Source organism: Pseudomonas sp. LPH60 (genome assembly GCF_030718165.1).
GTDB lineage: Bacteria > Pseudomonadota > Gammaproteobacteria > Pseudomonadales > Pseudomonadaceae > Aquipseudomonas > Aquipseudomonas danubii.
This window is the reverse complement of the sequence record NZ_JAVAJH010000002.1, coordinates 53,547-71,190: the sequence shown is the minus strand read 5'-3', so window position 1 is coordinate 71,190 and position 17,644 is coordinate 53,547. Positions and strand designations below refer to the sequence as shown.

Below are 17,644 nucleotides of genomic sequence, written 5' to 3'. Positions count from 1 at the left end.
AGTACGCCATGTCCTCGCTCCTCAACAGCCCCGCTGCACAGCGGACCCTTGCCTTGTGCCTGGCCCTGCCCCTGATGGTGCTGGCCGGTCCGGCCGCCGCCGATGGCGACGGCGTCTGGAAAAACGGTGAAAACGTCTATGCCAAGGTCTGCGGCCACTGCCACGAAAAGCAGGTCGGCCCGCCGATCAAGGGGCGCCAACTGCCGCCGCCCTACATCACCGCGGTGGTGCGCAACGGCTTTCGCGCGATGCCGGCCTTCCCGGCATCGTTCATCGACGACAACGCCTTGCAGCAGGTCGCCGAGTACATCTCCAACGCCCCGGCCCCGGCCGCCCAACCTTGAGGAGACGCCCATGAACATTGAACGTCGCTCACTGCTCAAGGGCATGGCCCTGGGCGGCCTGGCCAGCGTCGCGGTGACCGGCCCCGGCCTGGGCCTGGCCAACAGCGTGCTGGGCCCGTCCAGCGGCCCACGGCTACCGACCCTGGCCCTGGTCAGCCCCGCCGTCGCCGACTCGGCTTTCGTCCAGGGGATCAACGCCAGCTCGGTAGCTGGCCAGGTCAGCGTGCAGCGCTGGGAGGGCAACCTGGCGTCGCTCCAGGCGCTGCAGCAACGCCTGGGCAGCGGCCGGCCACAACGCCTGATCGGCCTGCTGGACGACGCCAGCGCCGCCCTGGTGCTGGACCAGGCCCGTAGCGCCGGGGCCCGGGTGCAATGGCTCGGCCAGCACCACAGCGATGCCCGGAGCTCGCGCCACCAACTGCTGGGCACCGCCGCCACCCATGGCTGCGCCTTGCAACTGGGTCTGCAACTGAACGCCTGTGGCGCCGGTTTCAGCCTCAGCGAACAACGCCTGCTGGCACAGCCGGCGTTCCAGGCCGGCGCTCGCGCCCGCGATCCGCGCAGCGCCGAACAATGGGCCGCCATCCTCGGCTACAGCCTGGCCGAACTGACCCGCGGCCGCCTCGGCCAGGCGCCTTTGGCCAGCCCACGGGCCACGCCGCTGAGCGGCCATTTCGTTTCGTTTTCGATCGAGGCTTGAAGGAGCTGATCCCATGACTGAGCAAACCCAGAAGCCACTGCTGCCCCGGGGCGTGAATGCGGCCCACTTCACTAAAGCCATCGCCCAGTTCCGAGCATTGCTGGGGGACGAGAACGTCCTGGTCAAGGACGACCAACTGGTGCCCTACAGCAAGATCATGATGGCGGTGGACACCGCCGAGCACATGCCTTCGGCCGCGGTCACCGCCACCAGCGTCGAGCAGGTGCAGGGGGTGGTGAAGATCTGCAACGAACACAAGATCCCGGTCTGGACCATCTCCACCGGGCGCAACTTCGGCTACGGTTCGGCCGCCCCCGGCCAACGCGGCCAGGTGATTCTCGACCTGAAGAAAATGAACAAGATCCTCCACGTCGACCCGCAATTGTGCACCGCGCTGGTGGAGCCCGGGGTCACCTACCAGCAGCTCTACGACTACATCCAGGAACACAACCTGCCGCTGATGCTGTCCTTCTCGGCGCCCTCGGCCATCGCCGGTCCCCTGGGCAACACCATGGACCGCGGCGTCGGCTACACCCCCTACGGCGAACACTTCCTCATGCAGTGCGGCATGGAAGTGGTGCTGGCCAACGGCGACGTCTATCGCAGCGGCATGGGCGGGGTCAAAGGCGACAACGCCTGGCAAGTGTTCAAGTGGGGCTACGGCCCGACCCTGGATGGCATGTTCACCCAGGCCAACTACGGCATCTGCACCAAGATGGGCTTCTGGCTGATGCCCAAGCCGCCGGTGTTCAAACCGTTCGAGATCAAGTTCGAGAACGAGTCGGACATTGCCGAGATCGTCGAATTCATCCGCCCGCTGCGCATCGCCCAGGTGATTCCCAACTCGGTGGTGATCGCCGGCGTGCTGTGGGAAGCGGCCACCTGCAACACCCGCCGCTCCGACTACACCAGCGAGCCGGGGGCCACCTCCGAGGCCATCCTCAAGCAGATCCAGAAGGACAAGAACCTCGGTGCCTGGAACGTCTACGCCGCGCTGTACGGCACCCAGGAGCAAGTGGACGTCAACTGGAAGATCGTCAACCAGGCCCTCAAGGCCCTGGGCAAGGGACGCATCGTCACCCAGGAAGAAGCGGGCAACACACAACCGTTCCTGTACCGCTCGCAACTGATGTCCGGGGTGCCCAACCTGCAGGAGTTCGGCCTGTACAACTGGCGCGGCGGCGGTGGCTCGATGTGGTTCGCCCCGGTAAGCCAGGCCCGCGGCAGCGAGTGCAACAAACAGCAGGCCCTGGCCAAGCAGGTCCTCAACAAGCACGGCCTGGACTATGTCGGCGAATTCATCGTCGGCTGGCGCGACATGCACCACGTTATCGACGTGCTGTACGACCGCAGCAACCCGGAAGAAACCCTGCGCGCCAACGCCTGCTTCGCCGAACTGCTGGATGTGTTCGAGCAGCACGGTTATGCCGTGTACCGGGTCAACACCGCCTTCCAGGAGCGGGTGGCGCAGAGCTACGGCCCGGTCAAGCGCAAGGTCGAGCACGCCATCAAGCGCGCCCTGGACCCGAACAACATCCTCGCCCCGGGCAAGTCCGGGATCGATCTGGCCAACCCCTTCTAAATCGCACACACGCCCCGTCGGCCTGGCGCCACGGGGCCCTTTGAAGCACAGGAAAATCCATGAAGTACACCCCACTGCTCGCAGCTCACGCCCTGTTGCTGGCCGCCCCCCTGGCCCTGGCCAACGGCGATGCGGTCCTCGGCAAGACTCTGTTCAGCGCTCAATGCGGCTTCTGCCACAGCGTCGAGAACGGCAAGCACCTGATGGGCCCCAGCCTGCAAGGCGTGTTCGGCCGGGCCAGCGGCCAGGCCCAGGGCTTCAGCTATTCCAGTGCCCTGCAAGAGGCAGGCCTGCAATGGAACGACGCCACGCTGGAGCGCTGGTTGAGCAACCCGGCGACCCTGGTACCGGGCAACAAGATGATGTTTCCCGGCCAGGCCGACCCGCAGAGCCGGCAACACCTGATTGCCTACCTGAAAAGCCTGCACTGAGGCCGCAGGCAGCGACGCCTCAACTAGCACTACGCTGAAACGAAAACGCCCGGAGCATGGCCCCGGGCGTTTTTTTACGCGTCGAACCACCGCGCGTCAGGCTTTGCGGGTGCGCGGCAGGAAGATCGCCAGCACTCCGAACAGCGGCAGGAACGAGCACAGGAAGTACACGTACTCGATGCCATGGATGTCCGCCAGGTGCCCCAGCAGCGCCGCGCCGATCCCGCCGAAACCGAACATCAAACCGAAGAACACCCCGGCGATCATGCCGACGTTGCCCGGCACCAGTTCCTGGGCGTAGACCACGATGGCGGAGAACGCCGAGGCCAGGATAAAGCCGATCACCACACTGAGGACGCTGGTCCAGAACAGGTCGACATGGGGCAGCAGCAGGGTGAACGGCGCCACCCCGAGGATCGAGAACCAGATCACCGCCTTGCGCCCGATCTTGTCGCCGATCGGCCCGCCGAAGAAGGTCCCCGCCGCCACCGCGCCGAGAAACAGGAACAGGTGCAGTTGCGAGCTGGCCACCGACAGGTCGAATTTCTCGATCAGGTAGAAGGTGAAATAGCTGGTGAAGCTGGCCATGTAGAAATACTTGGAGAACACCAGCAGCCCGAGGACCACCAGGGCGCTGATCACCCGGTTCCTCGACAGACCATGGGTCGCCGCCTGGCCCTGCTTGAGCTTGTGCAGGCGCAGATGGTTGGCGTACCAGCGGCTGATGGCGTAGAGCACCACCAGGGCAAACAGCGCGAACAGACCGAACCAGGCCACATTGCCCTGGCCGTAGGGAATGATGATCGCCGCGGCCAGCAAGGGGCCGAACGCGGTGCCGGCGTTGCCGCCCACCTGGAAGCTCGACTGCGCCAGGCCATAGCGCCCGCCGGAAGCCAGCCGGGCGACCCGCGACGCTTCCGGGTGGAAGGTCGAAGAGCCAATGCCGATCAATGCAGCCGCCAGCAGGATCAGGGCAAAGCTGCCGACCTGGGACATCATCAAGATGCCGATCAGGGTGCAGATCATGCCCGCTGGCAACAGGAATGGCAGAGGCCGTCGATCGGTGTAAAAACCAACCCAGGGTTGCAGCAGGGAAGCGGTGAGCTGAAAGGTCAGGGTGATCAGGCCGACCTGGGTGAAGGTCAGGCCGTAGTTGTCCTTGAGCATCGGGTAGATCGCCGGCAGCACCGCCTGGATCAGGTCGTTGATCAAGTGGGCCAGGGCCACCGCACCGATGATGCGCAAGACCAGTGGACTGCTTTGCGAAGCGGGAGATGCCGTCGTTGCGACGGTCTGAGGGTTGCTGCTAGCCATAGGATTTTCCGTACAACGGGTGGGTGCACAGGGGCAGGTGCGCCAATGTGCCATTTTTTGCTGCGCACACGCCATCCCATTAGCTTGCTAACGACCCCACTATCCGCGCCTCGGGGAAGTCCGCTTCAAGCTCGGCCTTGAGCCATTGGATGAACCACTCCACGTCCTGCGACCATTCAGTGGCCGGGGTCAGCACCCGGTAGCTTTCCAGCTTCACCTGATCCTCCAGCACCCGCACCAGGGTGCCGACCTTGAGCTCCTCGCGCACCAGCACTTCATTGGCCAGGGCAATGCCGCCGCCGCTTTCGGCCACCGACAGGGCGTGGTCGTTGTTCACATAGATCAGGTCGGAGCTGAGCTGGATATCCAGGCCATTGGCGGCAAACCACAGGTTCCACCACTCACCGTCATCGAAATGGATCAACTCGTGACGGGCCAGATCCGCCGGGCCCTTGATCGGCTCGATGCCGGCCAGGTAAGCCGGGGTGCAAATCGGGAACACCCGAGGGCAGATCAGGCTGATCCGTGACTCGGGGTACTGCCCATCCAGGCCATAGGCGATCCCCAGGTCGGCGCTCTTGGCGTCGACTTCGGTGAAGGTGGAGTTCGGCTCGATGGCGAACTTCAAACCCGGCCGCACATGGCGCAGCGCCTCCAGGCGCGGGGTCAGCCAGCGCTTGGCAAAACCCGGCACCACCATGATCCGCAGCCAGCGCTCGGCGGCCTTGGGCTGGGCTTCGCGCCCGGCCTCGATGATCAGTTGCAGGGCAGCGGCGATCTTGCGGTGGTACTTCTCCCCCGCCGGGGTCAGGACCACCCCGCGCGAGGTGCGTTCGAACAACTGCACCCCGAGCCAGTCCTCCAGCAGCTTCACGTGGCGGCCGATGGCCGGCTGGGTGACATGCAGCGACTTGGAGGCTTCGACATAGCTGCCCAGGCGGGCCGCGGCATCAAAAGCCCGCACCGCATTCAACGGTGGCAAACGCTGTTCGGCCATGGTTTTGCACGCTCTCTGCTATTAAATTATTTAACATCTTGTATGTTAAAATTGATGTTTCGCCCCCGCAACCCCTCACTGATAATCAGCCCCAGCAGAACAATAAGAACCCGCGCAAAGCCCGTAAAAACAGGCTTTGCACGCATCCGAACACATCTCGATCCTGCCCTAAGAAAAACAATATCCATGGCCTGCGCGACAGCCCATGGGGGAATCGGAGGTAAGGCATGAATGCCCTGCATGCGCTGCAAACACTGGCGGTGTCCATCCGCTCGGTGCGCAAGGTCTACGGCGATCCACACAGCGGCCCGGTGGCCCTGAAGCACATCGACCTGGACATCCGCGACAACGAATTCTTCACCCTCCTCGGCCCCTCTGGCTGCGGCAAGACCACCCTGTTGCGGATGATCGCCGGGTTCGAATTTCCGACCCAGGGCGAGATCCTCCTCTACGGCGAGAACATCGCCGAGCGGCCGCCCTTCGAGCGCCCGGTGAACACCGTGTTCCAGCACTATGCGCTGTTCCCCCACATGACCCTGGCCGAGAACCTGGCCTTCGGCCTGGAATCGCGGCCCATGGGCCAGGTGCTGAGCAAGGCGCAGATCGCCGAGCGGGTGCGCGAGATGCTGGCCCTGGTGCAGATGGAACGCTTCGCCGGGCGCAAGCCCAACCAACTCTCCGGCGGCCAGCAGCAACGCATCGCCCTGGCCCGGGCCCTGGCGCCCCACCCCAAGGTGCTGTTGCTGGACGAACCGCTGTCGGCCCTGGACCTCAAGCTGCGCCAGGCCATGCGCGAAGAACTCAAGGCGATCCAGGCCAAGACCGGCATCACCTTCATCTTCGTCACCCATGACCAGGAAGAAGCCCTGACCCTGTCCGACCGCATCGCCGTGCTCTCCGAAGGCGAAGTGCAGCAAGTGGGTCGCCCGGAGGAGATCTACGAGCAACCGCGTAATCGCTTCGTCGCCGACTTTATCGGTGAAACCAACTTCATCCAGGCCACCGTCAGCCGCGTCGAAGCCGGCCTGGCCTGGTTTGGCGGTCCCGCCGGAGAGGCGCTGCCGGCGCAACCCTGCAACACGGTCAAAGTCGGCCAGCAGGTCACCCTGTCCGTGCGCCCGGAGCGCCTGCACCTGCGTAGCGACGCCGTGGAAGGCGCCCTGGCGTGCCGCATCGAGGCGCAGATCTACCTGGGTACCGACCTGCAATACCAGGTCAGCCTTGGCGACGGCATGCGCCTCACCGTGCGTGCGCCCAACAGCCTCGAACACCATCCGCGTCTGAACGTGGGCAGCCACGCCGGGCTGGTGTTCGAACGCGGCAGCGCCAGCGTCCTGCTGGATTGACCACGAGGATTCGCCATGCACGCCTCATCGATTTCCCAGCACCTGGAACGGCGCAAGGCCTTGCGCAGCGTTCTCGGAGTCAGCCCGGCGCTGATTGCCATCGGCCTGTTCCTGATCGTGCCGATCCTGATCGTCATCGGCTACTCGCTGATGGAAGCCAACCCCTACGGCGGGGTGAACCAGGTCTTCAGCAGCGACGCCTACACCTCCCTGCTGTTCGAACGGCAACTGGATGACAGCCTGGCCTTCGCCGACTCCTACCTGCTGATCGCCCTGCGCTCCATCGGCATCGCCGGGCTGACCACCCTCATCACCCTGCTGATCGGTTTTCCGGTGGCGGTGTGGCTGGCCATGCAACCGGTGCAGCGCCGGGGCTTGCTGATCTTCCTGATCACCGTGCCGTTCTGGGCCAACCTGCTGATCCGCACCTACGCCTGGATTCTGCTGCTGCGCAACACCGGGGTGATCAACAACAGCCTGATGGGCCTGGGGGTCATCCACGAGCCGTTGCAGTTGCTGTACACCGACGGCGCGGTGCTGCTGGGGCTGGTCTACACCTACGCGCCCTTCGTGGTGCTGCCGATCTACGCCACCCTGGAAAAGATGGACATCCGCCTGTTGGAGGCGGCCCAGGACCTCTACGCCGGACGCTGGCGCACCTTGCGCAAAGTGGTGCTGCCAATCGCCAAGCCGGGGATTTTCGCCGGGGCGATCCTGACTTTCGTGCCCTGCCTGGGCGCGATGATCGCTCCGGAACTGCTGGGGGGCGGCACCCGGATGATGCTCGGCAACCTGATTTTCCGGCAGTTCAGCGACGCCCGTAACTGGCCCTTCGGCGCCGCCCTGTCCCTGGTGCTGATGGCCGCGGTGATGCTGGTACTGACCGTCTACGCCTTGCGCGCCCAGCGCCAGCGAACCCTTCAGGAGGGTGCATGATGATCCGCCTGTTCAAACGCAACGGCCTCGGTGTTCAGGACTTTCCCGGCTTCGGCGGCTTCAGTTTCCTGTTCTACCTATACCTGTATGCGCCGATCCTGGTGCTGGTGGTGTTCTCCTTCAACGCCAACCAGTCGGCCACGGTGTGGAGCGGTTTCAGCCTTGACTGGTACCGCGCGGCGTTTGCCAACCAGGCCCTGCGCCAGGCGGCGGGCAACAGCCTGCTGATTGCCGTGTGCGCCAGCATGGCAGCCACCGCCATCGCCACCCTGGCCGCCCTGGGCACTTCACGCGGGGCCAAGTTCAAGGGCCTGCAACTGTCCATGGGCGCCATCATGCTGCCCCTGGTGCTGCCGGAAATCGTCGTCGGCGTGGCCACCCTGGCGCTGTTCTCGACGCTGGGGCTGTCCCTGGGCTACGGCAACCTGATCATCGCCCACACGGTGTTCTGCATCCCCTTCGCCTACTTGCCGATCCGCGCCCGCCTCAACGACATGGACCTGTCCCTGGAGCACGCCGCCGCGGACCTGTACGCCGGCCCCTGGCGCACCTTTCGCAAGGTGACCCTGCCGCTGCTGATGCCGGGGATCGTCTCCGGGCTGATGCTGGCTTTCATCGTCTCCCTGGATAACTTCGTGATCTCGATGATGGTGTCCCAGGCGGGCACCACCACCCTGCCGATCTTCATCTTCGGCCTGTTGCGCATGGGCGTGACACCCGACGTCAACGCCGTGTCGACGCTGATCCTCGGCGTCTCGGTGCTGTTCGTCAGCCTCTCTTACCTGTTGAGCAAGAAACGCCCTTGAACCGTCCACTGACCTTGGGGAAATGCCATGAGCAAGTTGATCGCAAGTCTGGGAACCTCGCTGCTGCTGAGCCTGCCACTGGCGGTGCAGGCCGCCGAGAAACTCAACGTCGTGAGCTGGAGCGGCTACTTTTCGCCGGAGATTCTCGCCAAGTTCCAGAAGCAGACCGGCATCGAGGTCACGGTGGACTCCTACGATTCCAACGAAACCCTGCTGGCCAAGCTGAAACAGGGCGGCACCGGTTATGACGTGGCAATCCCGTCCCACCAGTTCATTCCGATCCTGATCCAGGAGCAGTTGCTGGAGCGCTTCGATCCGGCCCAGCAGCCCTACTACGCCGGCGTGGTCGACAACCTGAAAAAGCCCACCTGGGACCCTGAAGGCGCCTACTCGGTGCCCTTCATCTGGGGCACCACCAGCGTGGTGCTCAACAGCGAACGCTACAAAGGCCCGAGCGACAGCTACAAGGTGCTCTACGAACCGCCAGCGGAGCTGCAGGGGCGGATCAACATGTTCGACTCGGTGAGCGAAGTGATCGACATGGCCAGCCTGTACCTGAACATTCCGCTGTGCAGCGAAGACCCCAAGCAGATGCAGCAGATCCTGGGCCTGCTCAAGGCGCAGAAGCCCTACGTCAAGACCTACAGCTCCAAGGCCGGGGCGATCCGCGAGAACCTGGCGGCCGGGGAAATCGACATGTCGATGTTCTGGGGCGGTTCGTCGATGCGTGCCCGGGAGATGAAGCCCAGCCTGAAGTACCTCTACCCGAAAGAAGGCGTGCTGGCCTGGGTGGACAATATGGTCATCCCCAAGGGCAGCAAGCACCCGGCGAACGCCAAGGCCTTCATCGCCTTCCTCAGCCAGCCTGAGAACGCCGCCATGACCCAGAACTTCCTCAAGCACCAGAGCCCGATCAAGGGCGTCGAACCCTTCCTCGATGCCGGGCTGAAGGATGCCCCCGAACTGCACATTCCCGAGGGCACCAAGGTGGTCTTCAGCCAGACCTGCGGCGAAGGCGCGATCCGCCTCGCCGACCGCCTGTGGACCAACCTGATGCGCTGAGCTGCGTTGACTTCTGCCGCCCCGGCCTGGATGCCGGGGCGTTTCTAAAGCCGTTTGAAAGGCCCCCTGCCATGACCGCCAATCCCCCCAGCGAACTGGTCCTGCTCCAGGCCCATGAACTCGCCGAGCGTATCCGCCTGCGTCAGGTTTCCTGCCGGGAAGTGATGCAGACCTACCTTGCCCACATCGAGCGCTACAACCCCCTGGTCAATGCCCTGGTCAGCCTGCAACCGGCCGACAGCCTGCTGGCCCAGGCCGAGCAGCGCGACGCCGAACTGGCCCGCGGCCAGTACCGTGGCTGGATGCACGGCCTGCCCCACGCGATCAAGGACCTGTCCCTGACCCAGGGCATCCGCACCACCCTGGGCTCGCCGCTGTACCGGGATTTCATCCCCGAGCGCGACGGCATCATGGTGGAACGGATAAAGGCTGCCGGGGCGATCATTATCGGCAAGAGCAACACCCCGGAATTCGGCCTCGGCTCGCAGACCTACAACCCGCTGTTCGGCGCCACCGGCTGTGCCTATGACCCAAGCAAGACCGCCGGCGGCAGCAGTGGCGGCGCCGCCGCGGCGCTGGCCCTGCACCTGGTGCCGGTGGCCGACGGCAGCGACATGATGGGCTCGCTGCGCAACCCGGCGGCCTTCAACAACATCTTCGGTTTCCGCCCGTCCCAGGGCCGGGTGCCGTTCGACGACAGCAGCGACCTGTTCATCGACCAGCTCGGCTACGAAGGCCCCATGGCCCGCAGCGTGCGCGACGCGGCCCTGCTGCTGTCAGTACAGGCCGGCGGCGATGCGCGGGCGCCGCTGTCCATCGCCGAATCCGGCCAGGGCTTCGCCGCGCCACTGGAGCGCGACTTCAAGGGCACGCGCCTGGGTTGGCTGGGGGACTTCAACGGTTACCTGCCGATGGAAAAGGGCCTGCTGCCACTCTGCGAACAGGCCTTGGACGATTTCCGCAGCCTGGGCTGCAGCGTCGAACCGGCCAGCCCGGACTTCGCCCCCGAGCGCCTGTGGAACAGCTGGCGCACCTTGCGCCACTGGATGGTCGCCGGTTCCCTGGGCAGCACCTATGCCGACCCACAGAAACGCACACGGCTCAAGGCAGAAGCCATCTGGGAAGTGGAGAACGGCCTCAAGCTGTCCGCCAGCCAGGTCTTCGACGCCTCGGTGATTCGCAGCGACTGGTACCGCGCCATTTCAAAGCTGTTCGAACGCTTCGACTACCTGCTGCTGCCCAGCGCCCAGGTCTTCCCCTTCGACAAGAACACCCCTTGGCCGTGCAGCATCGAAGGCGCGGCCATGGACACCTATCACCGCTGGATGGAGGTGGTGATTCCCGGCACCTTGTCCGGCTGCCCGGTGGCCAGCGTGCAGGCCGGCTTCAACGCCGACGGCCTGCCCATGGGCCTGCAGATAATCGGCAAGCACCAGGCCGACTTCGCCGTCCTGCAACTGGCACACGCCTACGAACAGGCCAGCCGCTGGTTCCAGCGCTGCCCATCGCCGCTGATTTCGGGGGGGAAGGGATAAACGGTTGATAGCGTAGATAATTTTTTTATAAAAACGCTTGACGCATCGTCGTTCCGAGCGAATAATGCGCGCCACTTGGCTACATAGCTCAGTTGGTTAGAGCATAGCATTCATAATGCTGGGGTCCGGGGTTCAAGTCCCTGTGTAGCCACCAAGTACTAAAAACGGCTTACCGCAAGGTAAGCCGTTTTTTTATGCGCTCAGAAAAGTGCCGGAGATTACGCGGCACCTTTGCATTCAAGCAGGAACAGGGAGTGGCCTTTTTAGATGGATAAAAACGCCAACGGCTGTCACCCCCGGTCATTTCAAACCTGCTCGCAAAGCCCCATCGATCAACGGTTCAATTGCACAACCGGGGACAAGCAGGACTGATACCGCCAAGGAGCAGGACGTAGCGATGAAAAACCGCAGCACGCTGCGGTTTTTCCACCCAGGTCAGTTGAAGGGTTGTGGACGCGGTGTCTGCGCCGAGGACGGCGGCAGGATCGGCAGCTTGAAGTCCGGTTGATCGCCGGTCAGGGTTTCCAGGAAGGCCACGATCTGGCCGACCTCCTCGGTGCCCAGCTTACGCCCCAATTGCAGCCGGGCCATCACGTCCACCGCCTCTTCCAGCGTCCAGTAGGCGCCGTCATGGAAGTAAGGGTAGGTCAGCGCCACGTTGCGCAAGGTCGGCACCTTGAACAGCATGCGGTCGGCGTCCTTGCCGGTCAGCCCGGCCACGCCCTGGGCCGGGTTCTGGGTGACGTAGGGCTCGATCATGCCCATTTTCTGGAACGAGCCGCCGCCCACCGCTTCGCCGTTGTGGCAGGCCACGCAGCCGATGGACTTGAACAGTTGGTAGCCCTTGAGCGCGGTGGAGCTGATGGCCGCCTTGTCGCCCTTGAGCCAGCGGTCGAACGGCGCATTGGGCGTCACCAGGGTGGCTTCGAAGGCGGCAATGGCGTTGGTGGCGTCGTCGAAGCTGATCTCATCGTTGCCATACACGCGCTTGAACGATGCCCGGTACTGGGGAATGGAGCGCAGCACCTCCACCGCCAGTTCATGGGTAAAGCCCATTTCCCCCGGGTTGGTGATCGGACCGCTGGCCTGCTCTTGGAGCGTGGCCGCGCGGCCATCCCAGTACTGCGCAAAGCTCAGGCCGGAGTTGAGCACCGTGGGCGAGTTGATCGGCCCCTGGTGCCAGTTGTGGCCGATGGAGGTGGGCAGGTTGTCGCTGCCGCCCATGCTCAGGTTGTGGCAGGAGTTGCAGGAGATGAAACCGGATTTGGACAGGCGCGGGTCGAAGAACAGCTGCTTGCCCAACTCCACCTTGGCCACATCGGTGATCTTCGCCGGTTGTACCGGCAGGATCGGCTCGCTCGGTGCCTCGCCCCGCACCTCGCCCCCCAACAGCAATCCGAACACAAGTAACCACTTACAACGGTGCATGGCGTCCTCTCATCAGGCTTATGGTTTGCTGCACCATGTGCCCAACCTCCCCCAGCCGCCCTGACTCAGATCAATCGGTGGCCGGGTGCACGCCTGCCTGCGACCCTATGTACAGGGCCGCTGAGCAGCGCCTTGCCACTGGCCCAGCGCACGGTCATGGCCACCTGCCGGCCCTGCTGTCGGCGCCACTGCTGTACATTCCCCTCCATGGACGACACCTCATTTCCCAGTGAACGGAGCTCAACGCGTGTTCTCGATCTTCCCTCCCCGTCACCCCCGACTCCTCAGCCTCGGCCTGCTGGCCGCCGCCCTCAGCCTCAGCGCCTGTAACAACCCGCCCTCTTCCACTGCCCTGCCTGCCGCTCCGGAAATCGCCTCCGGCTACCGCACCGACATGCAGACCCGGCACGCCGACAAACACATGGCGGCCGCCGCCAACCCGCTGGCCGCCGAGGCCGGGCGCGAGATGCTGCGCCAAGGCGGCTCGGCCATCGACGCGGCGATTGCCATGCAAGCGGTGCTGACCCTGGTGGAGCCGCAGTCCTCGGGGATTGGCGGCGGCGCGATGATCGTGCTCTGGGACGGCAAGGCCGTGCGCACCTATGACGGCCGGGAAACCGCACCCGCAGGCGCCACCGAGACACTCTTCCTACAGGCGGACGGCAAGCCGATGCCCTTCCCCCAGGCGCAGATCGGCGGCCGCTCGGTCGGCACCCCAGGCGTACTGCGGGCCCTGGAAATGGCCCACCGGAAACACGGGCGCCTGCCCTGGGCGCAGCTGTTCGAGCCGGCGATCCACCTAGCCGAGCAAGGCTTCGCTATCTCGCCACGGCTGCACACCATGATCAGCGCCGACCCGTTCCTGGCGCGCTCGCCGGACATGGCCGCGTACTTCCTCAATGCCGACGGCACGCCGAAAGCCGTGGGCACCTTGCTGAAAAATCCACAGCTGGCCGCGGTGCTCAAGCGCATCGCCCAGGAAGGCCCGGACGCCCTGTACACAGGCCCGGTGGCCGCGGAAATCGTCGCCAAGGTCCAGGGCCACGCCAACCCCGGCAGCCTGTCGCTCAACGACCTGCAAGGCTACCGCGCCAAGGAACGCGCGCCGCTGTGCAGCGACTACAAGCGCTGGCAGGTGTGCGGCATGCCGCCGCCCTCTTCCGGCGGCGTGGCGGTGGCGCAGATCCTCGGCACCCTGCAAGCCCTGGAACAACGCGACCCGCGCTATGCCCTGGCCAACCTCAAGCCGCAGCAAACCAACCTGCCGGCCGGCCTTGAGCCTGCGCCGCAAGCGGTGCACCTGATCGCCGAAGCCGAGCGCCTGGCCTACGCCGACCGCGGCCTGTACGTGGCCGATAGCGACTTTGTGCCCGTGCCGGTGGCCGGCCTGATCGCCCCGGACTACCTGGCCCGGCGCGCCGCGCTGATCGGCGAACGCAGCCTGGGCAAGGCCGAACCGGGCAAGCCCCAGGGCATCCAGGTGGCCTATGCACCGGATCGCTCGCCGATGCGCATCTCCACCTCGCAAGTGGTGGCGGTGGATGACTTAGGCGGCGCGGTGTCCATGACCACCACGGTGGAAGCGGCCTTTGGTTCGCACCTGATGGTCCAGGGCTTCATGCTCAACAACCAGTTGACCGACTTCTCCTTCATCCCCGAGGAAAACGGCCAGAAGGTGGCCAACCGCGTCGAACCGGGCAAGCGCCCGCGCTCGTCCATGGCCCCGACCCTGGTCTTCGACCGCGCCAGCGGCGAACTGCTGGCCAGCGTCGGCTCCCCGGGCGGCTCGCAGATCATCGAGTACGTGGCCAAGTCGCTGGTGGGCATGCTCGACTGGAACCTCGACCCGCAAGCCGCCGTCGGCCTGCCCAACTTTGGCTGCCGCAACGGCCCGACCGAACTGGAGAAGGGCCAGTTCAGCCCGGCGCTGAAACAGGCGCTGAAAGCCCAGGGCCATGAAGTGAACGAAATCGACATGACCAGCGGCACCCAGGCCATCGTTCGCGTGCGTGATGCACAGGGCAAGGCCTCCTGGGCCGGCGGCGCCGATCCTCGGCGCGAAGGGGAAGCGCTGGGGGATTGAGGGTTATCGGATGAACCCGAGGGCTGGCCGTGAGGCTGGCCCTTTTTTGTGGGCGGGGAACACGGGCGCTGTATGCAAGATTTTGCGGTGGTCTGTGTCTGACCCGGCCTGGGGATCTGCCCTAGCATCTTCCCTGTCAACCGAGGAACCGACGATGAACAAAATTGCAGCCGACCTTGATATTCCGGGCCTGAGCCCACGACGCCTAACGCCCCAGGACCTTGAACTGATCTGCCGCCATCGCCAGGCGATGTTTCTCGATGCGGGCAATGACCTCTCCACCTTGCAGGTGATGACCGAGCACTTTCGCCCCTGGTTGCGCGAACGCCTGGAGGACGGCCGCTACTACGGCTTCGCCCTGATGGACGCCGAGCAGAGCGTGGCCAGCATCGGCCTGATGAGCATCGACTGGCCGCCCCACCCTTCCCATCCAACCCAGGATCAGCGCGGCTATGTGCTCAACGTCTACGTCGAACCGGCCTACCGGCGCCGCGGCCTGGCGTCGGCGCTGATGAAACTGGCACAGGCCGAGTTCCGCCAGCGCGGGCTGGGCTTTGCCGTACTGCATGCGACCGAGGCCGGCAAGCCGCTGTATCAGGGGCTGGGTTGGGCCGCGACCAGTGAGATGGCGAAGGTGTTGGAAGCTTGAGTTAGCTGCTCTGGATCATAGAGCCGCACTGAGCAGAGTTGCCCGAGTTTCAGGTCATGCAAAAGGTGACATCGAAGGCATGGATCACACACAAGAAAGCGAATGGGCTGACTGGAAATCAGGACTCCGCTCATTGGCGTTGCAACTCCACGTTCTTAATCTTTCAGGAGTCATCTCCTAGCACCCACCATTGCCGCAAGGTACGTCAAAGACGTAGAACCCTCCCGCATGCTGACGATCATAGAATCTCCGCTGTTTTCCAGACTCTGGCCCGATTACTGGTCCGAAGAAGAGCGTGGAGCGTTCATGACGTTTCTTGCCAACGACCCGGAGTCCGGCGTTGTCATTCCGGGTTCTGGCGGTTGCAGGAAAATCAGATGGAGCATTGATGGACGTGGAAAAGTGGCTCGGTGCGGGTCATCTATACCACCCAGCTCGCATGCGGAGCCCTGGTTGCGTTGGTGATCTATGGCAAAGGCGCTACCGAAAACATTCCAGCGCCTGTTCTGCGCAGAATCGCGAAGGAGATGAATCATGCCCCTTACTGAAGAAGAACTATTGGCACGTGATGCCAAGCGCAATATCGGCCAGGAGCTTCTGGACGCGATCATCGATGTCAAAGCCGGCCGTCACGGCAATACCCACAGCATTCCGCTCACCAAGGCCGCCGAAGCCCGCGGTAAAACCGGGTTGTCACAACCCAAGTTTGCCCAACTGCTTGGCGTGTCGGTAAGGACCCTTCAAGAGTGGGAGCAAGGTCGGCGCTCGCCTTCCGGAGCGGCCCGTTCATTGCTGCATATCGCGATGCTCAGGCCCGATGTATTTCGTGAGGTGCTGGCACAACCTCTGTAGCCGCTGCCGCAGGCTGCGACAAGGACCGAAGGGCCTTCGGCGTCAGGGAGATCGCAGCGACCGTTCCGGTCGTTCGCAGCCTGCGGCAGCGGCTACAGGTCGGTTCACATAAAGTCGCAGCAATGCCGTTGCGACACCCTCCCCACCTCGCTATCCTTCGCCCGTCGCTGCAACATCAGCGAACGGGCTTGGCGGCCCGAACCACGAAAGGCGCAATAGCGCCAAAACACGAATGCAGGCGCTTTTTTTGTGCACGCATTTCTGTGTCATGGCGGATTGCGCAGGGACCCCTTCGGGGGTGCCGGTTCCTTTCGTGCCGGTCCGCCAACCTTGTGCAATCCGCCACCCAAATCTGCTTGGCGGCGGACGGTGGTGGTTCCCAATACGAAAGGAGTCGTCACCATGCATCACACTCGAAATCCGTCATCCCCACACCTCCCGTCACACAAAACCGGAGGTGCCCGATGACCACTCAATCGCCCCTGACCACCCTCGGTGAAATCCGCTTTTCCCAGTGCGGCGAACACCCGCATCCGCTGTTTCGCGTGAATGCCGACGTGCCGATCAGCGATGCCCTGGAACACGCCTCGGCGCTGTTGCATCTGGCAAAGCAATTCACCCTGGAGGCCGCCATGGAGCCCCGGTGCGACCGCTATGCTTGGGCGGCACACTACCTGGCAGAGATGGGCAAGGCACTGATGGACGACGTGCACGCCACGCTCTCTGCATGACCTGATCGTCCCTGAGCCGACGTCGCCTGCGCGGGCAGATCCAGCGATCTGCCCGTACGTCGCCTGACGCACTCAGCGACTTGTTTAAGTCCCAGCACGGGACTAGGATCGCGCCATGAGAATTATTGCAGTCAGTCAGTTGAAGGCCTTCTGGGAGAAGTACCCGGATGCAGAGCAGCCTTTACTGGCTTGGGTCGATGAAGCAAGGAATGCCGAGTGGTCCAACCCTGCGCAAATCAAGGACCAGTATCGCAACGCAAGCATTCTCAAAAGCCGCAGGGTGGTCTTCAACATCAAGGGCAACGAGTATCGACTGGTCGTTGCCGTGGCCTATCGTTTCGGCGCGCTGTACATCAAGTTCGTAGGCACCCACCGGCAGTACGACGCCATTGATGCCGACAGCGTAGACATGGAGTAACCCAGATGAACATCCGCCCTATCCACACCGACCAGGACTACCGCGCCGCGCTGCAAAGCGTCTCGCCCCTGTTCGACAACGAACCGCAACCCGGGACGCCTGAAGGCGATTACTTCGACGTGATGATCACCCTGATCGAGGCGTACGAAGCCAAGCAGTTTCCCCTGGACCTGCCCAACCCGATCGAGGCGATCAAGTTCCGCATGGAGCAATCCGGCTTGTCCGCCGCCGACCTGGCACCCGCCATCGGCCGCACCAACCGCGTCTACGAGGTGCTCAACGGCAAGCGCGCGCTGACCCTGCCGATGATCTGGAAACTGCACCAACTGTTCGGCATCCCGGCCGAAAGCCTGATCAAGCCGAACAAGTCGTCCTGAGCATCACTGCCGGGCTTGAGCTTGCCCTTGGGTAAAGGCCCAACCTGCCTGGC

18 protein-coding genes and 1 tRNA gene are annotated in these 17,644 nt (G+C 64.0%); 16 read left to right on the top strand and 3 right to left on the bottom strand.

Annotated elements, in window-relative coordinates; genetic code table 11:
• Positions 1-8 precede the first annotated feature (8 nt).
• From Q8O96_RS05840 to Q8O96_RS05825, 4 genes are read left to right on the top strand one after another with little or no spacing between them, the layout of a single operon-like run.
• Positions 9-344, top strand: a complete 336-nt coding sequence (locus Q8O96_RS05840; RefSeq protein ID WP_102860244.1) for a cytochrome c — start codon at positions 9-11, stop codon at positions 342-344.
• Positions 345-354: 10 nt separating this feature from the next.
• Complete coding sequence (locus tag Q8O96_RS05835; protein ID WP_305948543.1) at positions 355-1,044, top strand: hypothetical protein; 690 nt, start codon at positions 355-357, stop codon at positions 1,042-1,044.
• A gap of 13 nt (positions 1,045-1,057) precedes the next feature.
• Positions 1,058-2,626: an FAD-binding oxidoreductase gene (locus Q8O96_RS05830; protein ID WP_305948542.1), complete on the top strand. Its 1,569-nt coding sequence runs from the start codon at positions 1,058-1,060 to the stop codon at positions 2,624-2,626.
• 59 nt (positions 2,627-2,685) lie between these two features.
• Positions 2,686-3,057, top strand: coding sequence for a cytochrome c family protein (locus tag Q8O96_RS05825; RefSeq protein ID WP_305948541.1), 372 nt, complete (start codon positions 2,686-2,688; stop codon positions 3,055-3,057).
• Between the two features lie 96 nt (positions 3,058-3,153).
• Here Q8O96_RS05825 and Q8O96_RS05820 read toward each other — a convergent pair whose 3' ends face one another.
• Positions 3,154-4,371 (bottom strand): MFS transporter, encoded by a 1,218-nt coding sequence (locus Q8O96_RS05820; RefSeq protein ID WP_102860240.1) that lies wholly within the window; start codon positions 4,369-4,371, stop codon positions 3,154-3,156.
• 79 nt (positions 4,372-4,450) lie between these two features.
• Complete coding sequence (locus tag Q8O96_RS05815) at positions 4,451-5,368, bottom strand: LysR substrate-binding domain-containing protein (RefSeq protein WP_305948540.1); 918 nt, start codon at positions 5,366-5,368, stop codon at positions 4,451-4,453.
• A 227-nt stretch (positions 5,369-5,595) separates the two neighbouring features.
• Here Q8O96_RS05815 and Q8O96_RS05810 point away from each other — a divergent pair, with 227 nt between their 5' ends.
• The 6 genes from Q8O96_RS05810 (at position 5,596) to Q8O96_RS05785 (ending at position 11,207) form a co-directional block, all read left to right on the top strand.
• On the top strand, positions 5,596-6,714 hold the full coding sequence (locus Q8O96_RS05810) for an ABC transporter ATP-binding protein (protein ID WP_305948539.1): 1,119 nt from the start codon (positions 5,596-5,598) through the stop codon (positions 6,712-6,714).
• A 15-nt stretch (positions 6,715-6,729) separates the two neighbouring features.
• A complete protein-coding gene (locus tag Q8O96_RS05805; RefSeq protein WP_102880929.1) occupies positions 6,730-7,650 on the top strand; it encodes an ABC transporter permease in 921 nt (306 codons plus the stop codon).
• Entirely contained in the window at positions 7,647-8,456 is an 810-nt protein-coding gene (locus Q8O96_RS05800; RefSeq protein ID WP_305948538.1) for an ABC transporter permease, read from the top strand. The genes Q8O96_RS05805 and Q8O96_RS05800 overlap by 4 nt, the downstream gene beginning before the upstream one ends.
• 27 nt (positions 8,457-8,483) lie before the next feature.
• Positions 8,484-9,518: an extracellular solute-binding protein gene (locus Q8O96_RS05795; RefSeq protein ID WP_115580915.1), complete on the top strand. Its 1,035-nt coding sequence runs from the start codon at positions 8,484-8,486 to the stop codon at positions 9,516-9,518.
• A gap of 71 nt (positions 9,519-9,589) precedes the next feature.
• A complete protein-coding gene (locus tag Q8O96_RS05790; RefSeq protein WP_305948537.1) occupies positions 9,590-11,053 on the top strand; it encodes an amidase in 1,464 nt (487 codons plus the stop codon).
• A gap of 77 nt (positions 11,054-11,130) precedes the next feature.
• Positions 11,131-11,207, top strand: a tRNA-Met gene (locus Q8O96_RS05785).
• A 281-nt stretch (positions 11,208-11,488) separates the two neighbouring features.
• On the opposite strand, the gene Q8O96_RS05780 is transcribed toward Q8O96_RS05785, so the two are convergent.
• Complete coding sequence (locus tag Q8O96_RS05780) at positions 11,489-12,481, bottom strand: cytochrome-c peroxidase (protein ID WP_305948536.1); 993 nt, start codon at positions 12,479-12,481, stop codon at positions 11,489-11,491.
• A 247-nt stretch (positions 12,482-12,728) separates the two neighbouring features.
• Here Q8O96_RS05780 and ggt point away from each other — a divergent pair, with 247 nt between their 5' ends.
• The 6 genes from ggt to Q8O96_RS05750 all read left to right on the top strand — a co-directional run bounded on the left by ggt (position 12,729) and on the right by Q8O96_RS05750 (position 17,591).
• Entirely contained in the window at positions 12,729-14,564 is a 1,836-nt protein-coding gene (ggt, locus tag Q8O96_RS05775) for a gamma-glutamyltransferase (protein WP_305948535.1), read from the top strand.
• 154 nt (positions 14,565-14,718) lie between these two features.
• Entirely contained in the window at positions 14,719-15,213 is a 495-nt protein-coding gene (locus Q8O96_RS05770; protein WP_207815948.1) for a GNAT family N-acetyltransferase, read from the top strand.
• 534 nt (positions 15,214-15,747) lie between these two features.
• Positions 15,748-16,065, top strand: a complete 318-nt coding sequence (locus Q8O96_RS05765) for a DNA-binding transcriptional regulator (RefSeq protein ID WP_053153790.1) — start codon at positions 15,748-15,750, stop codon at positions 16,063-16,065.
• Between the two features lie 464 nt (positions 16,066-16,529).
• Positions 16,530-16,796: a DUF3077 domain-containing protein gene (locus tag Q8O96_RS05760; RefSeq protein WP_016967392.1), complete on the top strand. Its 267-nt coding sequence runs from the start codon at positions 16,530-16,532 to the stop codon at positions 16,794-16,796.
• A 115-nt stretch (positions 16,797-16,911) separates the two neighbouring features.
• Entirely contained in the window at positions 16,912-17,214 is a 303-nt protein-coding gene (locus tag Q8O96_RS05755) for a type II toxin-antitoxin system HigB family toxin (protein WP_060841059.1), read from the top strand.
• A gap of 5 nt (positions 17,215-17,219) precedes the next feature.
• On the top strand, positions 17,220-17,591 hold the full coding sequence (locus tag Q8O96_RS05750) for a type II toxin-antitoxin system HigA family antitoxin (protein WP_060844620.1): 372 nt from the start codon (positions 17,220-17,222) through the stop codon (positions 17,589-17,591).
• Positions 17,592-17,644: the final 53 nt, after the last annotated feature.

Coding starts and splice junctions, on each gene's coding strand:
- Q8O96_RS05840 (WP_102860244.1), top strand. CDS start 9: ATGTCCTCGCTCCTCAACAGCCCCGCTGCACAGCGGACCCTTGCCTTG.
- Q8O96_RS05835 (WP_305948543.1), top strand. CDS start 355: ATGAACATTGAACGTCGCTCACTGCTCAAGGGCATGGCCCTGGGCGGC.
- Q8O96_RS05830 (WP_305948542.1), top strand. CDS start 1,058: ATGACTGAGCAAACCCAGAAGCCACTGCTGCCCCGGGGCGTGAATGCG.
- Q8O96_RS05825 (WP_305948541.1), top strand. CDS start 2,686: ATGAAGTACACCCCACTGCTCGCAGCTCACGCCCTGTTGCTGGCCGCC.
- Q8O96_RS05820 (WP_102860240.1), bottom strand. CDS start 4,371: ATGGCTAGCAGCAACCCTCAGACCGTCGCAACGACGGCATCTCCCGCT.
- Q8O96_RS05815 (WP_305948540.1), bottom strand. CDS start 5,368: ATGGCCGAACAGCGTTTGCCACCGTTGAATGCGGTGCGGGCTTTTGAT.
- Q8O96_RS05810 (WP_305948539.1), top strand. CDS start 5,596: ATGAATGCCCTGCATGCGCTGCAAACACTGGCGGTGTCCATCCGCTCG.
- Q8O96_RS05805 (WP_102880929.1), top strand. CDS start 6,730: ATGCACGCCTCATCGATTTCCCAGCACCTGGAACGGCGCAAGGCCTTG.
- Q8O96_RS05800 (WP_305948538.1), top strand. CDS start 7,647: ATGATGATCCGCCTGTTCAAACGCAACGGCCTCGGTGTTCAGGACTTT.
- Q8O96_RS05795 (WP_115580915.1), top strand. CDS start 8,484: ATGAGCAAGTTGATCGCAAGTCTGGGAACCTCGCTGCTGCTGAGCCTG.
- Q8O96_RS05790 (WP_305948537.1), top strand. CDS start 9,590: ATGACCGCCAATCCCCCCAGCGAACTGGTCCTGCTCCAGGCCCATGAA.
- Q8O96_RS05780 (WP_305948536.1), bottom strand. CDS start 12,481: ATGCACCGTTGTAAGTGGTTACTTGTGTTCGGATTGCTGTTGGGGGGC.
- Q8O96_RS05770 (WP_207815948.1), top strand. CDS start 14,719: ATGAACAAAATTGCAGCCGACCTTGATATTCCGGGCCTGAGCCCACGA.
- Q8O96_RS05765 (WP_053153790.1), top strand. CDS start 15,748: ATGCCCCTTACTGAAGAAGAACTATTGGCACGTGATGCCAAGCGCAAT.
- Q8O96_RS05760 (WP_016967392.1), top strand. CDS start 16,530: ATGACCACTCAATCGCCCCTGACCACCCTCGGTGAAATCCGCTTTTCC.
- Q8O96_RS05755 (WP_060841059.1), top strand. CDS start 16,912: ATGAGAATTATTGCAGTCAGTCAGTTGAAGGCCTTCTGGGAGAAGTAC.
- Q8O96_RS05750 (WP_060844620.1), top strand. CDS start 17,220: ATGAACATCCGCCCTATCCACACCGACCAGGACTACCGCGCCGCGCTG.